Source organism: Cedecea neteri (assembly GCF_000758325.1).
GTDB lineage: Bacteria > Pseudomonadota > Gammaproteobacteria > Enterobacterales > Enterobacteriaceae > Cedecea > Cedecea neteri_B.
In genome coordinates, this window is sequence record NZ_CP009459.1 from 2,872,313 (window position 1) to 2,893,316 (window position 21,004).

At 53.5% G+C, this 21,004-nt stretch carries 24 protein-coding genes and 1 other annotated feature; of the genes, 18 read left to right on the top strand and 6 right to left on the bottom strand.

Annotated elements, in window-relative coordinates; genetic code table 11:
- Positions 1-20: 20 nt before the first annotated feature.
- From LH86_RS13580 to hxpB, 3 genes are all read right to left on the bottom strand, one after another.
- A complete protein-coding gene (locus LH86_RS13580; RefSeq protein WP_039302228.1) occupies positions 21-1,412 on the bottom strand; it encodes an L-cystine transporter in 1,392 nt (463 codons plus the stop codon).
- Positions 1,413-1,544: 132 nt separating this feature from the next.
- Positions 1,545-2,135 carry a metal-dependent hydrolase gene (locus tag LH86_RS13585; protein WP_039302229.1) on the bottom strand — a complete coding sequence of 197 codons (591 nt, stop codon included), beginning with the start codon at positions 2,133-2,135 and terminating at the stop codon, positions 1,545-1,547.
- Positions 2,136-2,256: 121 nt separating this feature from the next.
- Positions 2,257-2,925: a hexitol phosphatase HxpB gene (hxpB, locus tag LH86_RS13590; protein WP_039302232.1), complete on the bottom strand. Its 669-nt coding sequence runs from the start codon at positions 2,923-2,925 to the stop codon at positions 2,257-2,259.
- A gap of 168 nt (positions 2,926-3,093) precedes the next feature.
- Here hxpB and LH86_RS13595 point away from each other — a divergent pair, with 168 nt between their 5' ends.
- Complete coding sequence (locus LH86_RS13595) at positions 3,094-3,630, top strand: YniB family protein (protein ID WP_039302235.1); 537 nt, start codon at positions 3,094-3,096, stop codon at positions 3,628-3,630.
- A gap of 36 nt (positions 3,631-3,666) precedes the next feature.
- Here the strand turns inward: LH86_RS13595 and LH86_RS13600 are convergent, their stop codons facing one another.
- The 3 genes from LH86_RS13600 to pfkB form a co-directional block, all read right to left on the bottom strand.
- Positions 3,667-4,527: a fructosamine kinase family protein gene (locus LH86_RS13600; protein ID WP_039302239.1), complete on the bottom strand. Its 861-nt coding sequence runs from the start codon at positions 4,525-4,527 to the stop codon at positions 3,667-3,669.
- 98 nt (positions 4,528-4,625) lie between these two features.
- Entirely contained in the window at positions 4,626-4,907 is a 282-nt protein-coding gene (ghoS, locus tag LH86_RS13605) for a type V toxin-antitoxin system endoribonuclease antitoxin GhoS (protein WP_039302242.1), read from the bottom strand.
- A 99-nt stretch (positions 4,908-5,006) separates the two neighbouring features.
- Complete coding sequence (pfkB, locus tag LH86_RS13610; protein WP_039302245.1) at positions 5,007-5,936, bottom strand: 6-phosphofructokinase II; 930 nt, start codon at positions 5,934-5,936, stop codon at positions 5,007-5,009.
- A 291-nt stretch (positions 5,937-6,227) separates the two neighbouring features.
- Here pfkB and LH86_RS13615 point away from each other — a divergent pair, with 291 nt between their 5' ends.
- From LH86_RS13615 to LH86_RS13690, 17 genes are all read left to right on the top strand, one after another.
- Complete coding sequence (locus tag LH86_RS13615) at positions 6,228-6,986, top strand: DUF481 domain-containing protein (protein ID WP_039302248.1); 759 nt, start codon at positions 6,228-6,230, stop codon at positions 6,984-6,986.
- Positions 6,987-7,110: 124 nt separating this feature from the next.
- Entirely contained in the window at positions 7,111-7,365 is a 255-nt protein-coding gene (locus LH86_RS13620) for a hypothetical protein (protein WP_039302251.1), read from the top strand.
- Positions 7,366-7,623: 258 nt separating this feature from the next.
- Positions 7,624-9,552, top strand: a complete 1,929-nt coding sequence (gene thrS, locus LH86_RS13625; RefSeq protein WP_039302254.1) for a threonine--tRNA ligase — start codon at positions 7,624-7,626, stop codon at positions 9,550-9,552.
- 3 nt (positions 9,553-9,555) lie between these two features.
- A complete protein-coding gene (gene infC, locus LH86_RS13630; RefSeq protein ID WP_071530481.1) occupies positions 9,556-10,098 on the top strand; it encodes a translation initiation factor IF-3 in 543 nt (180 codons plus the stop codon).
- Between the two features lie 91 nt (positions 10,099-10,189).
- On the top strand, positions 10,190-10,387 hold the full coding sequence (gene rpmI / locus LH86_RS13635; RefSeq protein ID WP_006118955.1) for a 50S ribosomal protein L35: 198 nt from the start codon (positions 10,190-10,192) through the stop codon (positions 10,385-10,387).
- 44 nt (positions 10,388-10,431) lie between these two features.
- Positions 10,432-10,788 (top strand): 50S ribosomal protein L20, encoded by a 357-nt coding sequence (gene rplT / locus LH86_RS13640; RefSeq protein WP_000124850.1) that lies wholly within the window; start codon positions 10,432-10,434, stop codon positions 10,786-10,788.
- A gap of 240 nt (positions 10,789-11,028) precedes the next feature.
- Positions 11,029-11,152, top strand: a sequence feature (Phe leader region).
- Positions 11,034-11,078, top strand: a complete 45-nt coding sequence (pheM, locus tag LH86_RS22590) for a pheST operon leader peptide PheM (protein ID WP_106120997.1) — start codon at positions 11,034-11,036, stop codon at positions 11,076-11,078. (Overlaps the previous feature by 45 nt.)
- A 60-nt stretch (positions 11,153-11,212) precedes the next feature.
- Positions 11,213-12,196 carry a phenylalanine--tRNA ligase subunit alpha gene (gene pheS / locus LH86_RS13645; RefSeq protein ID WP_039302257.1) on the top strand — a complete coding sequence of 328 codons (984 nt, stop codon included), beginning with the start codon at positions 11,213-11,215 and terminating at the stop codon, positions 12,194-12,196.
- Between the two features lie 14 nt (positions 12,197-12,210).
- Positions 12,211-14,598, top strand: a complete 2,388-nt coding sequence (gene pheT, locus LH86_RS13650) for a phenylalanine--tRNA ligase subunit beta (RefSeq protein ID WP_039302260.1) — start codon at positions 12,211-12,213, stop codon at positions 14,596-14,598.
- A gap of 4 nt (positions 14,599-14,602) precedes the next feature.
- The gene (gene ihfA, locus LH86_RS13655) at positions 14,603-14,902 is read left to right on the top strand and encodes an integration host factor subunit alpha (RefSeq protein WP_001229265.1); all 300 of its coding nucleotides are present in this window, start codon (positions 14,603-14,605) and stop codon (positions 14,900-14,902) included.
- Positions 14,903-15,036: 134 nt separating this feature from the next.
- Positions 15,037-15,996, top strand: coding sequence for a helix-turn-helix domain-containing GNAT family N-acetyltransferase (locus LH86_RS13660; RefSeq protein ID WP_039302262.1), 960 nt, complete (start codon positions 15,037-15,039; stop codon positions 15,994-15,996).
- Between the two features lie 102 nt (positions 15,997-16,098).
- Positions 16,099-17,079 carry a vitamin B12 ABC transporter permease BtuC gene (btuC, locus tag LH86_RS13665; RefSeq protein ID WP_039302265.1) on the top strand — a complete coding sequence of 327 codons (981 nt, stop codon included), beginning with the start codon at positions 16,099-16,101 and terminating at the stop codon, positions 17,077-17,079.
- 26 nt (positions 17,080-17,105) lie between these two features.
- Complete coding sequence (locus LH86_RS13670; protein ID WP_039302267.1) at positions 17,106-17,657, top strand: glutathione peroxidase; 552 nt, start codon at positions 17,106-17,108, stop codon at positions 17,655-17,657.
- A 1-nt stretch (position 17,658) separates the two neighbouring features.
- Positions 17,659-18,405, top strand: coding sequence for a vitamin B12 ABC transporter ATP-binding protein BtuD (gene btuD, locus LH86_RS13675; protein WP_039302270.1), 747 nt, complete (start codon positions 17,659-17,661; stop codon positions 18,403-18,405).
- Positions 18,406-18,481: 76 nt separating this feature from the next.
- Entirely contained in the window at positions 18,482-18,943 is a 462-nt protein-coding gene (locus tag LH86_RS13680) for a C40 family peptidase (RefSeq protein ID WP_008456552.1), read from the top strand.
- A 126-nt stretch (positions 18,944-19,069) separates the two neighbouring features.
- Positions 19,070-20,044, top strand: a complete 975-nt coding sequence (locus LH86_RS13685; protein ID WP_039302274.1) for a LacI family DNA-binding transcriptional regulator — start codon at positions 19,070-19,072, stop codon at positions 20,042-20,044.
- Positions 20,045-20,212: 168 nt separating this feature from the next.
- The gene (locus LH86_RS13690; RefSeq protein ID WP_039302277.1) at positions 20,213-20,944 is read left to right on the top strand and encodes an EAL domain-containing protein; all 732 of its coding nucleotides are present in this window, start codon (positions 20,213-20,215) and stop codon (positions 20,942-20,944) included.
- Positions 20,945-21,004 lie beyond the last annotated feature (60 nt).

Below are 21,004 nucleotides of genomic sequence, written 5' to 3' on the forward strand. Positions count from 1 at the left end.
TTTTTGTTTTTCAGTTCAGATTAACGGTGGGCTAATTCCACTTCATCGTCGCTGTTCAGAATCTCTTTGTCGGTCTGCTTCATCAACTGGCTGGTAATGGTCCCTGCGGTCATCGACCCGCTCACGTTCAGGGCGGTACGGCCCATATCAATCAGCGGCTCAACGGAAATCAGCAGTGCGACCAGCGTTACCGGCAGCCCCATCGCGGGCAGAACAATCAGCGCAGCGAAGGTTGCACCACCGCCCACGCCGGCCACGCCTGCGGAGCTAACGGTCACAATCCCTACCAGCGTTGCAATCCAGACAGGATCCAGCGGGTTAATCCCGACGGTCGGAGCCACCATTACCGCAAGCATCGCCGGGTAGAGGCCCGCACAGCCGTTTTGGCCAATGGTTGCGCCGAAGGAGGCAGAGAAGCTGGCGATGGATTCTGGCACGCCAAGACGGCGGGTTTGCGCTTCCACGTTCAGCGGGATACTCGCCGCGCTGGAGCGGCTGGTGAACGCGAAGGTCAACACTGGCCAGACTTTGCGGAAGTATTTCACCGGGCTAACGCCGTTGAAGGCCAGCAGAACGGCGTGAACGCCAAACATAATTGCCAGACCAAGGTAAGACGCTACCACGAAGCTGCCCAGTTTGATGATGTCCTGCAGGTTTGAGCCCGCCACCACTTTGGTCATCAGCGCCAGCACGCCGTATGGCGTCAGCTGCATCACCAGGCGAACCAGCTTCATGACCCAGCTTTGCAGGGTGTCGATAGCCACCAGGACGCGCTCGCCTTTTGGCGCATCATCTTTCAGCAGCTTCAGCGCCGCGACGCCCAGGAAGGCAGCAAAAATCACCACGCTAATAATAGACGTCGGGTTGGCACCGGTCAGGTCAGCAAACGGGTTTTTCGGCACGAAGGAGAGGATCAGCTGTGGGACGGTCAGGTCTGCAACTTTACCAATGTAGCTGGACTGAATTGCCGCCAGACGGGCGTTTTCTGCATTGCCCTGCACCAGGCCTTCAGCGGTCAGCCCGAACAGATTGGTGACCAGTACCCCGACCAGCGCGGCAATCAGCGTGGTAAATAACAGAGTACCGATAGACAGAACGCTGATTTTCCCCAGCGAAGAAGCGTTATGCAGTTTGGCTACGGCGCTCAGGATTGAGGCGAAGACCAGCGGCATAACAATCATCTGCAGCAGTTGCACATAGCCGTTACCGACTACATTAAACCACTGAATGGAATCTTTCAGCACCGCGCTGTCAGAACCATAAATGGTGTGCAGTCCCAGGCCAAAGATCACGCCCAGTACCAGACCTGCCAGCACTTTTTTGGCAAGGCTCCATTGCTTATGGCGGGTTTGCGCCAGCAGCAATAGCAATACAACGAACACCACAATGTTCGCTACCAGTGGAAAATTCATCCCCGTATCTCCTGATTTATTGTCACGCGGCCGCGCAGGGGCGACCGTTATGTTGCAAAGCGTAACAGATGGCAGGACGTTGGCTTATATTCAAAAGGAATTGATTATTACCAAATGAATGATATTGGTTGTTTAACGCTCAGACTGGTGAGTTATAAAGCTATTAAAGGTGGTTTGCAGCGAATTTATCATCTGCGAAGACCAGCGCACTGCACCGTTTTCGGGCAGGCTCTGGGGCATCCATACCGCAAAGCCAAACAGCGCCATGCACAGGGCGCGCTCAAGCTGATTGCCTTTTTGTGGGCGAATGATGGGGAAACGGAAACGCCAGCGGCACGGCCACAATAGCGGCACGCCGGCAGGCGTTAGCATGTCGGCAAGTATGTGGCTGAGGTAACCCAGCACCATGCCCTGCAGCGCATCGGCCGGAATGACCCAGCTTTCTGGCACCTTGAGGTAAAACAGCGCCAGTCCGGCGAACACCGCAAACAGGCTGTGGGTAAATCCCCGGTGGCCGCACATTCGCGCCACCGGTTTTGAGATCCAGCTTAGCCGCTGGCCCAGAAAGGATTTGGGGTGGTCAATGTCCGGCAACAGGCAGGTCAGAATCGCGGACGGCACAATATGCCACCAGTCGCCCTGGGCGAGGACGGGCGTCAGTTCGGCGTTTTTGGCAAAAACTGCACAGGCAATAGAAAAGAGCAGGTGGCCTTCCGCCGTCATGATACAACCTGAATGAAGAGACTGTCGATTCATCCAGTATAGGGTTTTTGTACAGTATTCGGAAGAGGTGACGGTGTAACATTTTGTCAGGAAGATGGGCGGCCTGAACCGCCCGACAGGTTTAGCCTTTCAGGCTTGTTTCGGTCAGTTGAACCAGAGAAGGGAGTTTGACGTCTGCCAGGCACCAGCGCGGGTCCGCAACGTTCTCATCGGCAGGTACCACAATGGAGCGCATTCTGGCCGCTTTGGTGGCGATCATGCCGTTGACGGAGTCTTCGAGCGTCACGCAGGAGAGCGGATCGATCCCCAGCTTCGCGGCAGCATCCAGGTACACTTGCGGATGCGGTTTGCTGTAAGGCAAATGCTCGGCGGAGGCAATCGCGTCGAAATACTGGCGCAGGTCGAACATCTCAAGCACTTTTTCCAGCATGTGCAGCGGAGATGCGGAGGCCAGACCAACCTTCAGGCCCAGCGTTTTGCAAAGCTTCACCGCTTCAACAACGCCTGGCAGCAGAGGGCGCTGTTCTTCAACCAACGCAATAGCACGTTCGATAACGCGCGCGGTCACTTCCTCGCGCGATGGTCCGGTCCACGGCTGGCGTGAATACCAAAGTTCGACCACCAGGTCGATGCGCAATCCCAGCGTGTCGGGCAGTTCGTGACGACGCGTAATATCGACGCCGATGCTCTCCAGCACGTCCAGCTCCGCACGATCCCAAAGCGGTTCGGAATCTATCAGCAGCCCATCCATATCAAAAATTGCCGCGAGGATTTGGCGTGTTTCGGCCATAAAACGACTCCTTTCTGTTCGTCAAAATAAAATGTTTGTGTATCTTTAGCCGGAAACGAAGCCCGAAGCTACCGCTTTTGCGAATTTAGCCCGCAAAGCTCAGGCGAAATAGCGCCACACAGGGTAGACTTTGTGCGTATAACGTTACGTCCTAATAAAGGGGAGTGCATGACGTATCAACAAGCTGGACGCATTGCGATTTTAAAGCGCGTGGCGGGCTGGATTATTTTTATTCCGGCGCTGCTGTCGACGGTGATTTCCGTCCTGAAATTTATGTATCAGCACAGCGAAAAACAGCCGGGCATTGACGCCGTGATGATGGATTTCGCCCACGTGATGATTGAGATGATGCGGTTCAATACGCCGTTCCTGAATCTCTTCTGGTACAACTCGCCGCTGCCGGATTTTAACGGCCAGGTGAACGTTTTCTTCTGGGTGATATTTGCGCTGATTTTCATCGGTCTGGCGCTGCAGGACTCCGGGGCCCGCATGAGCCGCCAGGCAAAATTCCTGCGCGAGGGCGTGCAGGATCAGCTGATTCTTGAACAGGCGAAAGGGCCGGATGGACTCAGCAAAGCGCAGCTAGATGCGAAAGTGGTTGTGCCGCATCACACGATCTTACTGCAGATTTTCCCGCTTTATGTCCTGCCGGTGATTGTCATCGTGGTGGGCTATTTCTTCTTCAAGCTGCTCGGCTTTTTATAAAATAACGGGCCACGCTGTTCTGGCGCGGCCTGCTTTTTACGCCGCTAACACTTTCTCCAGCGCTTTTTGCGCCGTCACGAGGTGCTGCCCGCCGAACAGAATCGCCCGGTTAAGCAGGGTATAAAGTTGGTAAATAGGCTGGCGGTCGAGGAAGCCTGCCGGAAGAGGAGAGACGGACTGATACCCGTCGTAAATTTGCGGCGGCTGGTCGTTGTGCAGCGGCAGCATGGCCAGGTCGCATTCCCTGTCCCCCCAGTAGCAGGCGGGATCGTAAATAAAAGGCCCGTCAGGCCCGAGGGCGCAGTTGCCTGACCAGAGATCGCCATGCAGCAGGGAAGGCTGAGGTTGATGCGAGGCCAGCGTCTGCTGGACAAAATCAACGATCAAATCAATATCGCCATAGTCGATGCCCTTTTCCGCCGCCATTTCCAGCTGCCAGCCAATGCGCTGCTCGGCAAAGAAAGTCGACCAGCGTCGCTGCCAGGCATTGGGTTGTGGGGTGGTGGAGAGATCGTTGTCGAAGTCGAGACCGAACTGCGGCTGGTCGCTCCATTGATGAAGCCGGGCCAACTGCTGACCGAGGAGAAACGCGTTATGGGCATCGAGGGGTTTAGAAGGCAGATATTCCAGCAGCAAGAAGCTGTAATCTCTGTCGCTGCCGAGCGCCCAGACCCTGGGGACTCTGACGGTTTTACTGCGCGACAGGAGCTCTAGCTGGTCGGCTTCTGCCGTGAAGATAGGCAGCATTTCACGCTCGTCGCACTTGACGAAGATCTCGTGGCCCGCATAACGAATATGCCATGCCGCGTGAATTTCGCCGCCGGGTAGCTCAGTGCGCTGTTCAATCTCTGCTTCGCCCAACTGCTCGCTTAACAAATGACGGATGGCTTGCCACATGACTTTTCTCCCCAGGTTTGCTGGTAGACACTGCAATCAATAGCTTATCGCCGTTTGCCGGGCAAAAACACGCGCTGACGCACAACCCCGGCCAGTACTTACTTTTGTTTCTGCCAGGTTTCCCAGCGGGTAACGACGACGTCAGGCTCCGTGCCAAGCGCTACGCTTCCCAGCCCTCTGGCCAGCGCTTCAACTTCTTGTTCATCAAGCGGACTGATTAGCCCGAAGCTGCCCGGGCCAAGTTCGTGAATTTTGCCTTGATCATCGATGAGCGTGAGGGTGAAGCCGCCGCGGGTGAGCTGGTTGTTCAGCTCGTTGATGTCGGCCAGGCTTTGTTCCTCAAATTGCACCGTGATCACATAGCGTTCAACATCGCTCATAGTCACCCCGTTGTTATCCTGAAGGTTTTAGCATAGTTCATGCTGCCGGAATGGCGATATTCTCGCCCTGTGGCAGCCAGTTTATTCTGCAACGAAACGTTAGCCTCGTAGCCAGGCGTAGATTTTCTGCGTATTTTCCAGCGAGCAGAGGCGGGTACCTTTGTTCAGCGTTGCGGCACTGCCGGCAGCCACGCCATAGCGAACGATATCCAGCAGAGGCGCGTTTTCCGCAAGCTTGAGCGTCATGGCGCCAACCATGCTGTCTCCGGCGCCGACGGTACTTTGGCTTTTGACCGGCGGCGGCACAACGTGCACGCATTCGTGTGCATCCACCGCCAGGGCTCCCTGTGCTCCCAGAGAAACCACTACGCGTTTTGCCTGGCCGCTGTCGACAAGGTGCTGCGCAGCAGCACGCACATCGTCAGGTTGGGTGAGTTCACGCTGAACTAAAGCACTCAGCTCTTTTTGGTTTGGTTTCACCAGTTCGATGTTGCCTAACGCGAGTGTGGCTTTCAGCGCCTCTCCCGAGCTGTCCACAATGCAGCGTATGCCTTTCTCCTGAGCCATTTTTACCAGGCGGCAGAGCTTTTTGAGATCAACGCCCGGCGGCAGGCTACCGCTGATCGCCAGAATATCGCCGGAATGAAGGGCGAGGGATTTTTGCTCCAGTTGCAGGAATTCATCATCCGTCAGGGCGGCTCCAGGCATCACGAATCGATATTGTTCGCCGGTAGATTCGGTATGAACGTGCAGGTTTTGACGGGTCCAGTCTTTCGCTCCCACAGTGTCCACGGTGACATGCTCTTCAAGCAACAGGTCACGAAGGTGCTGGCCAGTCGCGCCGCCAACCGGAAATATCGCCGTGGCGTGTCCTCCCAAATGCACAATGGCACGGGCAACATTTATGCCGCCGCCGCCGGGTTCAAAGATGGGCGAGGTGCAGCGAAGTTTCCCTTCAGGATAGATTTGCGCCGTGACGGTGGCACTGTCGAGCGAAGGGGCGAGGGTGAGTGTAAAAATAGCGGTCATGTCTCCTCCTTTTTTAGCCATTGTCCTAAAGCGTAGCACCGAAGCGGGAAGTGAAATGTTAATTAAAATCATGATTTATCGAATGATTATCCAAAAACCATAACCTTCGTATCCTTATGAAAATAAAGATATTTTAAGAGCTCTCTTATACAAAAAATGAAACAAGAATCCATTGCTATGTTATTGCGGAGTTTTTATAATTTGTAACCTTTCCGGGGCGGCTTCGATTTGATCCCGAGGAAAGATTCCGGAACCTTAATGGTTTCTTTTTTGTGTTGTACGGATTAATAAATGAAGCTTTTAAAGACAGTGCCGGTTGCACTTTTACTCACCGGTGGAGCGTTCTTTAGCCACTTCGCAGTGGCAGATGACTCAGTATTTACTGTCATGGATGACCCGACTACCGCGAAGAAACCCTTCGAAGGTAATCTGAATGCAGGCTATCTTGCGCAGGCAGGCAATACCAAAAGTTCCAACTTGACTGCTAACACCAATATGACCTGGTACAACACGGCTACCGCCTGGTCAATTTGGGGTACCGCCAGCAACACCTCTTCCAACGATGTGCGCTCTTCTGAGAAATACTCAGCGGGTGGGCGTGGTCGTTACAACATGACTGACTATGACTATATCTTTGGTCAGGCAAGCTGGTTGACTGACCGCTACAACGGCTACCATGCGCGCGATGTTTTCACCGCGGGTTATGGTCGCCAGTTGCTGAACGGCCCGGTTCACAGTCTGCGTGTGGAATTCGGTCCAGGTGTACGTTACGACGAATTTACCGATGGTAACAACGAGACTCAGGCGCTGGGCTATGCGTCTGCGACTTACAACTGGCAGCTGACCGACAACGCTAAGTTTATTCAGGGCGTGTCCGTGCTGGGCAGTGACGACACCACGGTGAACTCCGAAACGGCGCTGGATGTGGCCATCAGCGAGCACTTTGGCCTGAAAGTAGGCTATAACGTGACCTGGAACTCCGATCCGCCGTCTACTGCACCAAACCATACCGACAGACGTACGCAAATTACGCTCGGGTATAAGATGTAAGATTAAGAAGCCGGATACTATCCGGCTTTGTTTTTTCCTCGTATATCCGTTCTTCGTTTTTTCCTATCTTTTTGAGAACCAAAACCGCCTGGCAAACTGCATCGTGCCCTGAGAATAATCGTGCATGACTATCTATCGCGTACGAGTAGGGTTTCATAACCCTTCAGCCCTGACCTTCAGGCAGCTTGATGAAATTCTGGAGCCGCAGCGATTCTGGCGCACTGAGTCCGGCGGCGGGACTTTTCGCTATTTTATGGAATACGAATATGAGTCGGAACTCAGGGATCTTTGTGCGGTTTGCGAACTGGCATACACCCAGGCCTGTAAGGTAAAAAAATGCCCGCTGGTGCTGGTGGAAGAGAAAAGCAAAGCGGCATAACACGCCTTGAAAAGGGCAGATGGTAGCCTTATTTATCAAGCCTGTTCCTGGTAACAAGGGATGTATTCCCCTTTACGTTAGTGTTACCATCTACAGCTCAGGTGAGATGGCAGCGATGCCATTTTTCATTTGTACACCAGACTGCGTACCAATTCGGCGATTGTTGGTCAAATGGTTACGCAACGAGTTGTTCTAAATCCAATTTCTCTACTGTATGTGATCTTTCGTGCGGGTCACCACTGCAGATAAGGACTTAACATGCCTGTTATTACTCTTCCTGATGGCAGCCAACGCCATTACGACAAACCCGTTAGCCCAATGGACGTTGCGCTGGACATCGGTCCAGGTCTTGCCAAAGCGTGTATTGCTGGCCGCGTAAACGGTGAACTGGTTGATGCTTCCGATATTATCGAAAACGATGCGAAGCTCGCCATTATCACTGCTAAAGACGAAGCGGGTCTGGAAATTCTTCGCCACTCTTGCGCTCACCTGCTGGGTCATGCCATCAAGCAGCTTTGGCCGCACACCAAAATGGCGATCGGCCCGGTTATCGACAACGGTTTCTACTACGACGTTGATCTGGACCACACCCTGACGCAGGAAGATCTTGAGCTGCTCGAGAAGCGTATGCACGAGCTCGCTGAGAAAGATTACGACGTTATCAAGAAGAAGGTGAGCTGGCAGGAAGCGCGTGAGACTTTCGTCAATCGCGGTGAGAACTATAAAGTTGCCATTCTTGATGAAAACATCAGCCATGATGACAAACCAGGTTTGTATCATCATGAAGAATACGTGGATATGTGCCGCGGGCCTCATGTGCCAAACATGCGTTTCTGCCATCACTTCAAGCTGCAGAAAACCTCCGGTGCATACTGGCGCGGTGACAGCAACAACAAGATGCTGCAGCGTATCTACGGCACCGCCTGGGCGGACAAAAAGCAGCTGAATGCTTATCTGCAGCGTCTGGAAGAAGCGTCCAAGCGCGATCACCGTAAAATCGGCAAGCAGCTTGACCTGTACCATATGCAGGAAGAAGCGCCGGGCATGGTGTTCTGGCATAACGACGGCTGGACGATTTTCCGCGAGCTGGAAGTGTTCGTTCGTTCCAAGCTGAAAGAGTACCAGTACCAGGAAGTGAAAGGTCCGTTCATGATGGATCGCGTCCTGTGGGAAAAAACTGGCCACTGGGACAACTATAAAGACGCGATGTTCACCACCTCTTCCGAGAACCGTGAATACTGCATCAAACCGATGAACTGCCCGGGCCACGTGCAGATCTTCAACCAGGGACTGAAGTCCTACCGCGACCTGCCGCTGCGTATGGCGGAATTTGGTAGCTGCCACCGCAATGAGCCTTCGGGCGCGCTGCACGGCCTGATGCGCGTGCGCGGCTTTACTCAGGACGATGCCCACATCTTCTGTACTGAAGAGCAGGTTCGCGATGAAGTAAACAGCTGTATCCGTATGGTATACGACATGTACAGCACCTTCGGTTTCGAGAAAATCGTGGTGAAACTGTCTACCCGTCCTGAAAAACGCATCGGCAGTGACGAAATGTGGGATCGCGCGGAAGCGGATCTGGCCGTTGCGCTGCAGGAAAACAATATCCCGTTTGACTATCAGCCGGGTGAGGGTGCATTCTACGGCCCGAAAATTGAGTTCACGCTGTATGACTGCCTGGATCGTGCATGGCAGTGCGGTACCGTTCAGCTTGACTTCTCCCTGCCAACCCGCTTGAACGCCTCCTATATTGGCGAAAATAACGAGCGTTTGGTGCCGGTAATGATTCACCGCGCCATTTTAGGTTCAATGGAACGCTTTATCGGTATTCTGACCGAAGAGTTTGCTGGTTTCTTCCCAACCTGGCTTGCTCCAGTGCAGGCGGTGGTAATGAATATCACCGACGGCCAGGCAGAATACGTTAACGAATTGACTCGTAAACTCCAAAATGCGGGCATTCGCGTAAAAGCAGACTTGAGAAATGAGAAGATAGGCTTTAAAATCCGTGAACACACGTTACGTCGTGTCCCTTATATGCTGGTTTGTGGCGATAAAGAGGTCGAAGCAGGCAAAGTTGCCGTTCGTACCCGCCGCGGCAAAGACCTGGGAAGCATGGACGTCAACGAATTGATTGAAAAGCTGCAGCAAGAAATTCGCAGCCGCAATCTTCATCAACTGGAGGAATAAAGTATTAAAGGCGGAAAAAGAGTTCAACCGGCGCGTCCTAATCGCATTAACAGAGAGATTCGTGCCACTGAGGTTCGTCTGACCGGTATTGATGGCGAGCAGATTGGTATTGTCAGTCTGAATGAAGCTTTAGAAAAAGCCGAAGAGGCTGGGGTTGATTTAGTTGAAATCAGTCCAAACGCCGAGCCGCCTGTTTGCCGCATCATGGACTACGGCAAGTTCCTCTACGAGAAAAGCAAATCTTCTAAGGAACAGAAGAAGAAGCAAAAAGTTATTCAGGTTAAGGAAATTAAATTCCGACCTGGTACCGATGATGGCGACTATCAGGTAAAACTCCGCAGCCTGGTTCGCTTTCTGGAAGACGGAGACAAAGCCAAAATCACCCTGCGTTTCCGTGGGCGTGAAATGGCACACCAACAGATTGGTATGGAAGTGCTTAACCGCGTCCGTGACGATCTGAGTGAACTGGCAGTGGTCGAATCCTTCCCAACGAAGATCGAAGGCCGCCAGATGATCATGGTGCTTGCTCCGAAGAAGAAACAGTAAGGCCATCAAGTAACAGACCGCGGGGCTTCGGCCTCGCGGGTTTTGTTCGCCTACTGGTTCGTTTTATTAACAATGCGAAGTGGAAATTGAAATGCCAAAGATCAAAACAGTACGCGGCGCCGCTAAGCGCTTCAAAAAGACTGCTTCTGGCGGTTTTAAGCGTAAGCACGCTAACCTGCGTCACATTCTGACTAAAAAGTCTACCAAACGTAAACGTCATCTGCGTCCGAAAGGCATGGTCTCCAAAGGGGATCTGGGCCTGGTTGTCGCTTGCCTGCCGTACGCATAAGTAAACTTTTTTTAATTAATTCAGAATAGAAACAGGAGAGCTAAATGGCTCGCGTAAAACGTGGTGTAATCGCACGTGCTCGTCACAAAAAAATCCTCAAACAAGCTAAAGGCTACTACGGTGCGCGTTCTCGCGTATACCGCGTTGCCTTCCAGGCTGTTATCAAAGCTGGTCAGTACGCTTACCGCGACCGTCGTCAACGTAAACGTCAGTTCCGCCAGCTGTGGATTGCACGTATCAACGCTGCAGCTCGTCAGAACGGTATCTCTTACAGCAAATTCATCAACGGCCTGAAAAAAGCCTCTGTTGAAATCGACCGTAAGATCCTGGCTGACATCGCCGTATTCGACAAAGTGGCATTCACTGCCCTGGTTGAGAAAGCGAAAGCAGCTCTGGCATAAGCCAGTTTTAAGAGGGAGCTTGCTCCCTCTTTTAATTTATCCCCGTCATACTTCAATCTGTAGCTGCGTTAACTGCACTCGCTGACCCCAGTCACTTACTTAAGTAAGCTCCCGGGGATAACCGAGCTTGTCGCCTTACTACAAATCGAATTATTAGGGCATAACACAATCAAATTATTGACTTTCAACGCCGTAGCTCGTTCAATAGCCAAAGCGAAATTTGTCAAAACAAGGTAACTGCAAGCATGAATGCTGCTATTTTCCGCTTCTTTTTTTACTTTAGCGCCTGACTCAGGGGGCTTTGCGCGTAAGAAAAGAAACGAAAAACAGCGCCGAAAGCCTCCTGTCTGGAGGCTTTTTTTTTGCGTTTCGTTTTCGAATCAGACCAACTACCCCGGCAGTTTGCCGGCATAAGAGGAATACCATGCCACATCTCGCAGAGCTGGTTGCCAGTGCCAAAGCAGCCATAAACGATGCCCAGGATGTTGCCGCGTTAGATAATGTACGCGTCGAATATTTAGGGAAGAAGGGACACCTGACCCTTCAGATGACCACCCTGCGTGAACTGCCACCGGAAGAGCGTCCGGCTGCGGGCGCGGTGATAAACGAAGCTAAAGAGCAGGTTCAGGAAGCCCTGAACGCCCGTAAAGCTGACCTGGAAAGTGCTGCGCTGAACGAGCGTCTGGCTGCAGAAACGATCGACGTTTCTCTGCCTGGTCGCCGGATTGAAAACGGTGGCCTGCACCCGGTAACCCGCACCATCGACCGTATCGAAAGCTTCTTCGGCGAGCTGGGCTTCACCGTAGCGACCGGCCCTGAAATCGAAGATGACTATCACAACTTCGATGCGCTGAATATTCCTGGCCACCACCCGGCGCGCGCGGACCACGATACTTTCTGGTTTGATGCAACCCGTCTGCTGCGTACCCAGACTTCAGGCGTGCAGATCCGCACGATGAAAGACAAGCAGCCGCCAATTCGCATTATCGCCCCGGGCCGCGTCTATCGTAACGACTACGATCAGACCCACACCCCGATGTTCCATCAGATGGAAGGCCTGATCGTTGATACCAACATCAACTTCACCAACCTGAAGGGAACGCTGCACGACTTCCTGAATAACTTCTTCGAAGAAGACCTGCAGATTCGCTTCCGTCCGTCCTACTTTCCGTTCACTGAACCTTCCGCTGAAGTGGACGTGATGGGTAAAAACGGCAAGTGGCTGGAAGTGCTGGGCTGCGGCATGGTGCATCCGAACGTGCTGCGTAATGTGGGCATCGATCCGGAAGTTTACTCCGGCTTCGCCTTCGGTATGGGCATGGAGCGTCTGACCATGTTGCGCTATGGCGTGACCGATCTGCGTGCATTCTTCGAAAATGATTTACGTTTCCTCAAACAGTTCAAATAAAGGCGGGATATCCAATGAAATTCAGTGAACTCTGGTTACGCGAATGGGTAAACCCAGCCAACAGCAGTGACGAACTTTCCAGCCAGATAACCATGGCCGGGCTTGAAGTTGACGGCGTCGACGCCGTAGCAGGGGCTTTCCACGGCGTTGTGGTTGGGGAAGTGGTCGAATGCGGTCAGCATCCGAACGCCGACAAACTGCGCGTAACAAAGGTTAACGTCGGCGGCGATCGCCTGCTGGATATCGTCTGCGGCGCGCCAAACTGCCGTCAGGGCCTTAAAGTCGCCGTGGCGACCGTAGGCGCCGTGCTGCCGGGTGATTTCAAAATCAAAGCGGCCAAACTGCGCGGCGAGCCGTCCGAAGGGATGCTGTGTTCCTTCTCCGAACTGGGTATTTCCGACGATCATAACGGCATCATCGAGCTGCCAGCGGACGCACCAATCGGCACCGACATCCGCGAATACCTGAAGCTGGACGACAACACTATCGAAATCAGCGTCACGCCAAACCGTGCCGACTGCCTCGGTATTATCGGCGTAGCTCGCGACGTGGCGGTGGTGAACAAGCTGCCTCTGGCTGAGCCAGAAATTACCGCTGTTGCCGCGACGATTAATGACACGCTGCCAATTCGTGTAGATGCCGCAGAAGCTTGCCCACGTTACCTGGGCCGCGTTGTGAAAGGCATCAACGTTAAGGCACCAACGCCGCTGTGGATGAAAGAGAAGCTGCGCCGCTGCGGTATCCGTTCCATCGATGCGGTGGTTGACGTGACCAACTATGTGCTGCTGGAGCTTGGTCAGCCTATGCACGCCTTCGACCTGAACCGCATTGAAGGCGGGATCGTAGTGCGTATGGCGGAAGAGGGCGAAACCCTGGTCCTGCTGGACGGCAGCGAAGCTAAGCTCAATGCTGACACCCTGGTTATTGCCGATCACAATAAAGCCCTGGCCATGGGCGGCATCTTCGGCGGTGAGCATTCAGGTGTTAACGACGAAACCCAGAACGTGCTGCTGGAATGTGCCTTCTTCAGTCCGCTGTCCATCACCGGTCGTGCGCGCCGCCATGGCCTGCATACCGATGCTTCCCACCGCTATGAGCGCGGCGTCGATCCTGCGCTGCAGTATAAAGCGATGGAGCGAGCGACTCGCCTGTTGGTGGATATCTGCGGCGGTGAAGCTGGCCCGGTTATCGATGTCACAAGCGAAGCGCATCTGCCTAAACGCGCCACGATTACCCTTCGTCGCAGCAAACTGGACCGTCTGATTGGTCACCACATCGAAGACGCTAAGGTCAGCGACATTCTGCGTCGTCTGGGCTGCGAAGTGACCGAAGGTCAGGCGCAGTGGACTGCGGTGGCACCGAGCTGGCGTTTCGATATGGAAATTGAAGAAGACCTGGTGGAAGAAGTGGCCCGCGTTTACGGCTACAACAGTATTCCAAACAGTCCGGTACAGGCAGGCCTGGTGATGGGCACCCATCGCGAAGCCGATCTTTCTCTGAAGCGTGTGAAAACCATGCTGGTGGACAAAGGTTACCAGGAAGTCATTACCTACAGCTTCGTCGACCCAAAAATTCAGCAGCTTCTGCACCCGGGGGAAGAAAATCTGATTCTTCCTAATCCGATCTCTACCGACATGTCCGCTATGCGCCTGTCGCTGTGGAGTGGCCTGCTGACCACCGTGGTTTATAACCAGAATCGCCAGCAAAGCCGCGTGCGAATTTTCGAATCAGGCCTGCGCTTTGTGCCTGATACTCAGGCAGACCTTGGGATTCGTCAGGATCTTATGCTGGCGGGGGCTATCTGTGGCAACCGCTATGAAGAACACTGGGATCTGGCGCGCAACACCGTTGACTTCTATGATCTGAAAGGCGATCTGGAGTCCGTTCTGGCCCTGACCGGTAAACTTTCAGACATCGAATTCAGAGCGCAGGCAAATCCGGCCTTGCATCCTGGGCAAAGTGCTGCCATTTATTTAGCAGGTGAATGCATTGGTTTCATTGGTGTTGTTCACCCGGAGCTGGAGCGTAAACTGGACCTTAACGGCCGCACAGTGGTGTTCGAGGTGCTGTGGAGCAAGCTCGCAGACCGCGTGGTGCCTGAGGCGCAGGACGTTTCCCGCTTCCCGGCAAACCGCCGCGATATCGCTGTTGTGGTGGCTGAAAACGTCCCGGCAGCAGATGTTTTGGCCGAGTGTAAGAAAGTTGGCGCAAATCAGGTAGTTGGCGTAAACTTATTTGACGTGTACCGTGGCAAGGGCGTAGCCGATGGCTACAAGAGCCTGGCCATAAGCCTTATCCTTCAGGATACGGGCCGTACACTCGAAGAAGAGGAGATGGCCGCTACCGTTGCAAAATGTGTAGAGGCATTAAAAGAGCGATTCCAGGCATCATTGAGGGATTGAACGTATGGCGCTTACAAAAGCTGAAATGTCAGAATATCTGTTTGATAAGCTTGGGCTTAGCAAACGAGATGCCAAAGAGCTGGTAGAGCTGTTTTTCGAAGAGATCCGTCGCGCTCTGGAAAACGGTGAGCAGGTTAAACTCTCGGGCTTTGGTAATTTTGACTTACGCGATAAAAACCAACGTCCCGGGCGCAACCCGAAGACCGGTGAAGATATTCCCATTACGGCGCGCCGTGTGGTGACCTTCCGACCTGGTCAGAAGCTAAAAAGTCGGGTTGAAAACGCGTCGCCAAAAGACGAGTAACCTGAGTTAACAAAAAAGGCCGCATTCGCGGCCTTTTTCTTTTGCTTTTAAATCCCATGGCTTAACGACATGCGCTTGACAAACATTTCTCTCAAATGGTTGTATTGTACAACCATATTTCAACGGTATCGATCATGTCTGACAGCACCCTTATCGAATCTATACGCGCCTCGTCGCGCCAGGTTGTGCGCGAGCTTGGTTTTCTGAACTCAACGCTTGCCGCCACGAACTACTCTGCTTCTGCAGTTCATGCTTTGCTGGAAATTGATTCACGCAAGAACGTTACTGCCGCCGATCTGGTTCAGGTTCTTGGCCTGGAGAAGTCGAGCGTCAGCCGAATGATAGGCAAACTGCGAAAGGCGGGAGAGTTGTTCGAGAGCGTTTCAGACGAAGATGCCAGAGCCAGGCGGCTCCAGTTGACCACCCTGGGTAAACAAACGGTCAGGGAAATCCACCAGTACGGCAGAATGCGCGTAGAGAAGGCTCTGGTGCATCTGAATGATCAGGCGCAGCAATCTGTAGCTGATGGCCTGTCCAACTATGCTCAGGCGCTAAAAGCCTGTCGTGATGAGCTTACGGGCGACGAGGGAAGAAAAGAATTCGAGATAATGACGGGATATCAGCCTGGCGTAATTGGCCGCGTGGCGGAAATGCACGCTAACTATTACTCAAGGCACTATAACTTCGGCCATTTTTTTGAAGGGAAAGTTGCCGCCGGGCTGGCGGAGTTTTCAGGGCGGCTGGATCGCCCGTGTAACCGCATCTGGGTGGTCTGCCGCAATGGCAAAATCGTAGGCTCTGTATCCATCGATGGTGAAGATCTGGGCAATCAAGAAGCCCATTTGCGCTGGTTTATTCTCGACGATGAGTGCCGTGGCAGCGGTATCGGGCGAACGCTTTTACGTGAGGCCATGCGCTTTTGCGATGAGTATGGGTTTTCCGCCGTGCAGCTGTGGACTTTTAGCGGCCTGAATGCAGCTCGCCATCTTTATGAGTCGATGGGATTCGAGCTAACCCGGGAATGGCAGGGCGAGCAATGGGGAAGCTCAATGCTGGAGCAGCAATTCACGCGCAAACGGCCCGCAGAAAAGTAATTCGGGACAAGCAGGCTATTAAGGTCTTTTCTTTGCTTGTTCTCTTCGGCGAACTCCCAGTAAAATCAGGCGCATAAACGGGGCAGGGGGAGCCTTTACGGAATGCTGAATTTTGTAACCAGACAACGCAGATTTGAGCGGCGCTGGCTAGTTGCCCTGGTCTTTGCCACGGTGGCTATGCTGGTCTTGAGCCTGTGCGCCGGGGATGTCTGGTTTTCCCCTCTGTCCTGGTGGAATGATGAAGCGCGGCTCTTCATCTGGCAAATTCGCTTGCCGCGAACGCTTGCTGTCCTGCTGGTAGGTGCGGCGCTGGCCGTAACTGGCACAGTTATGCAGTCGCTGTTTGAAAATCCTCTGGCTGAACCCGGTTTATTGGGCGTTTCCAACGGCGCTGGCGTCGCGCTGGTTGTTGCCCTGCTGCTCGGGCAGGGGATGCTGCCAGGCTGGGCGCTGGGGCTGTGTGCCATCCTCGGTGCCTTAGCGATCACTCTTATTCTGTTACGTTTTTCCCGTCGTCATCTCTCTACCAGTCGTCTATTACTTGCAGGTGTCGCCCTCGGCATTATTTGTAGCGCCCTGATGACCTGGGCGGTCTACTTTAGCTCCAGCCTCGACTTGCGTCAGCTAATGTACTGGATGATGGGCGGCTTTGGCGGTGTGGACTGGCGTCAGGGCTGGCTGATGGTGACGCTGCTGCCGGTGGTGGTCTGGCTGTGCCGACAGCATGCGCCGCTCAACCTGATGGCGCTCGGTGAAAACTCAGCCCGGCAGCTGGGACTTTCCGTCTGGCTATGGCGCAATATTTTGGTTGTGGCTACCGGCTGGCTGGTTGGCGTCAGCGTGGCGCTTGCCGGAGCGATTGGATTTGTCGGTCTGGTGATCCCACACATGCTCCGACTCGCGGGGTTAACCGATCATCGCGTTTTGCTGCCTGCCAGCGCGCTGGCAGGGGCCGCGGTCTTAACCGGGGCGGATGTGGTGGCAAGGCTTGCGCTTAGTTCTGCCGAGCTGCCCATTGGCGTAGTCACCGCGACGCTCGGCGCGCCGGTGTTTATCTGGCTATTATTGAAAGCCGGACGTTAATTCGGCTCACAGAGGAAGAGGATGATATGCAAAGCAATGTTCTGAATACCGAAGTCACCACCATTGACGGTGAACACACCACGTTGGAGAGCTGGCAGGGAAAAGTGCTGCTGGTGGTGAATGTCGCTTCCAAATGCGGTCTGACGCCGCAGTATGAACAACTGGAAAACCTGCAGAAAGACTTTGAAGCCCAGGGGTTCAGCGTGCTCGGTTTCCCATGTAATCAGTTTTTGGGGCAAGAGCCTGGCAGCAGCGAAGAAATTAAAACCTTCTGCAGCACCACCTACGGCGTTACGTTCCCGCTGTTTAGCAAAATCGATGTCAACGGCGAGCACCGCCATCCGTTTTATCAAAAGCTGATTGATGCGCGTCCGGCAGCCGTTGCACCGGAAGGCAGTGGTTTCCTGGAGAGAATGAGCAGCAAAGGGCGTGGCCCACTTTACCCTGACGACATCCTGTGGAACTTTGAAAAATTCCTCATTGGCCGTGATGGCAAAGTGATTCAGCGTTTCTCTCCGGACATGACGCCGGAAGATCCCGTGGTGCTGGACGCCATTAAACAGGCGTTGGCTAAATAAGTTGCCCCTGCTGCAGCTGACAGGCGTCACCGTCGCGGGCCGGGTTGGGCCAATATCTGCGGCGGTGGAGCCCGGAGAACTTATCCATCTAGTCGGGCCGAACGGGGCAGGCAAGAGCACGCTGCTCACGCGGATGGCTGGATTAAGCGCCGGGCAAGGCAGCCTTATGTTTAATCAGCAGCAGCTTGACGACTGGTTGCCTGCCGGGCTTTCCCGGCGCCGGGCCTGGCTAAACCAGCAGCAGCTTCCTCCTTTTGCCATGCCCGTCTGGCATTACCTGCAGCTGCATCAATCCTCGCCTGATTCCGAATCGGCAATGCTGCGTCTGGCGGCGTCGCTATGGCTTTCAGACAAACTGACCAGGTCGGTCAATCAGCTTTCCGGCGGTGAATGGCAGCGCGTTCGCCTTGCTGCCGTGCTGCTGCAGATTGACCCCTCGGTCAATCCCGAAGGGCAGCTGTTGTTGCTCGATGAACCAATGAACAGCCTTGATGTCGCCCAGCAGGCCGCGTTAGATCGCCTGTTGCATGCATTCAGTGAGGCTGGAATTGCGGTAGTGATGAGCAGCCATGATTTGAACCATAGCCTGCGTCATGCTCATAAAGTGTGGCTCCTGCGTGAGGGGAAAATGGTCGCTCAGGGGTCGAAGGATGAAGTGCTGACGCCGAAAAATTTAGCTGCAGCTTACCAAATGCCGTTCCGACTTTTGCGCATCGAAGGGCACAGTATGCTGATAATCCCGTTATAACATCGTGGAAAGCTTGCAATAATTCCGGGCGGCAGGCTAAATTACTGGAAACAGCAAGACCGGGAGTTGTCTGAAAATGCGTTTGTGGCTTATTGCAGTGGCATGCATAGTGTTGGTGGGATGTAGTCATAATGCTCCTCATCCGAACGCCAGGCTTTCCGATTCCATCACCGTTATCGCTCAGCTAAACGATCAGCTCCGCAGCTGGCACGGCACGCCGTACACCTATGGTGGCATGAGTCGGCGCGGCGTGGATTGCTCCGGCTTCGTGCTGATGACCTTCCGCGACAGGTTCGATCTGATGCTGCCGCGCATGACCAGCGAGCAGGCAGAAATCGGCACAAAAATCGATAAGGACGACCTGTTGCCTGGCGATCTGGTTTTCTTCAAAACCGGCTCGGGCGAAAGCGGCCTGCACGTCGGTATTTATGATACCGACAACACGTTTATTCACGCGTCTACCAGTCGCGGCGTCATGCGTTCCTCTCTGGACAACGTCTATTGGCGGAAAAAATTCTGGCAAGCCCGCCGCATATAGCCTTTCCTGTTTTTTTCTTGACTGAAAATCGTGACCGTTCCCGCAAATCTGCGGGCAACGTCAACGATATTAGCAATATCAGGTAATATCGGGATGCATTGTGCTTTTCCCGCTAAGGATTGTTTCATGGTCACCCTCGAAGATGTTGCTGCCCACGCCGGCGTCTCCCGCGCCACCGTATCCCGCGTGGTGAATGGCGACACTAAGGTCAAATCGCAAACCCGCGTTAAAGTGGAAGCTGCGATTGCTGAACTGGGCTATTCTCCCAATCCTGCAGCCAGAGCGCTAGCGTCCAGCCAGAGCCATTCTATTGGTCTGGTGACCACATCTTACACCGGGGGCTTCTTCGGGGCGCTGATGGATATGGTGCAAAGCGAAGCTGAATCCCACGGCAAGCAACTCCTGGTAACGCAGGGGCGTGGCGTAGAAGAGAACGAGCGCAATGCCATTCAGCGGCTCTACAATCTGCGCTGTGATGGCTTGATCCTCCATGTCCGTGCCATCGCGGACGAAACGCTGCTTCAACTGGCGGAACGAGGTAACCGGTTTATCGTCCTCGACAGAGACGTGCCCGCATTAAGCTCGCGCTGCGTGGTCTTCGATCATCGTCTTGCTAGCCACATGGCCACCCGCTATTTGCTGGATGCCGGCCATCTGGCGATTGCTTGCCTGCATGGGCCGACCCAGCGCGCCTCCAGCCTCTTACGACGCCAGGGTTTTCTTGATGCCATGGAAGAACAGGGCATAACCCCGGTCGCAGTGGTGGAAGGGGAATACGATATGCCCAGCGGCTATCGGCAAACCTCGGCCTTGCTGGATGAATATAAAATCAGCGCCCTTTATTGCTGTAACGAAGAGATGGCCGTCGGGGCGATGTTGGCCATTACGGAGCGGGGTTTACGCATTCCTCTGGATATATCCCTTATTTGTTATGACAGTGGCGATCGTGCGGCATTTGTTCGCCCTGCATTAACCAGCGTTTATTTCCCAATAGGCGATATGGCCCGCTACGCGACGCGTAAATTACTGAATGAGCATTGTGAGAATGAATCTTTTTTACCTTGCATCATTGCTCGTGATTCCGTTCGTAATTTACGTTAAAAACTGGCTATGTACGGATATCCAGGATAAGCTAAAAGTTATTAAAACATAAAGCTTAAACGTTTCAGGGATGAGTGTGAAATTCACAGCGATAGCAGCTATCCGACTATTTTCGGATTGGCGCTGTATCTCTCTGCCGTCCAACCAGAAATCCACAGGGCTGGCAAAATGATTGTTTCACTTGATAGTGTTTATTGTTCTCATTTCTACTATCGCCCCGCCGTCAGGCCGGACGATAGCATTTTGGGCGTCGAAATCGTTGCTAACTTCGTGGGTGCAGACGTGCCGGTTCGTATTCCAACTGAATTGTTAATTCCTCAGCTTGCGCCGGAACAGCATCTCGAACTGTTTAGAGAAAAATTAACGAAAATAGAAAAACATCAAAATTTCTTTATCACCCGGCAACTTGTTGTCTGGGTTCATATTAATGAAACTATTATTGATGCGCTAATGAACAACCAGGATTTATATATCCGGCTAAAGGCTTTGCCGTTTATTGAATTAATGATTAGTGAAAGCTTTCCTGATTTAAATAGCGGCAAAATGAATTTAAGACTGGCCTGGATGGCTGAACGTTTCCCACTCGGTCTGGCTGACTTTGGTGCAGGCGATGCCACCACAAAATCTATTTTCGATGGCCTGTTCCGGCATGTAATCATGGATCGCTTTTTTGTTCAGAAACAGCTTCCAGGCCGCACTTTCTCGCCCTTTATGCTTGCCATTATTGGGCAGGTTTCCCCGTTTTGTCAGGCTTTGTTGATTGCCGGGATAGATTCCGCCAGCGCGCGGCGTAAAGCGCAGGGTTTAGGCTTTGCAGCTATGCAGGGTAAGCTCTGGCCGCTGGTGCCGCCGGAGGAACTGGCCTCACTTTTCCCCCCTCATGAAGGCCTGGTTCACTAAAGCCCCTGCTGCCCGACCGTGTTTAAAATGCATTACTGGGGCTACACTGTCGGGCGGAGG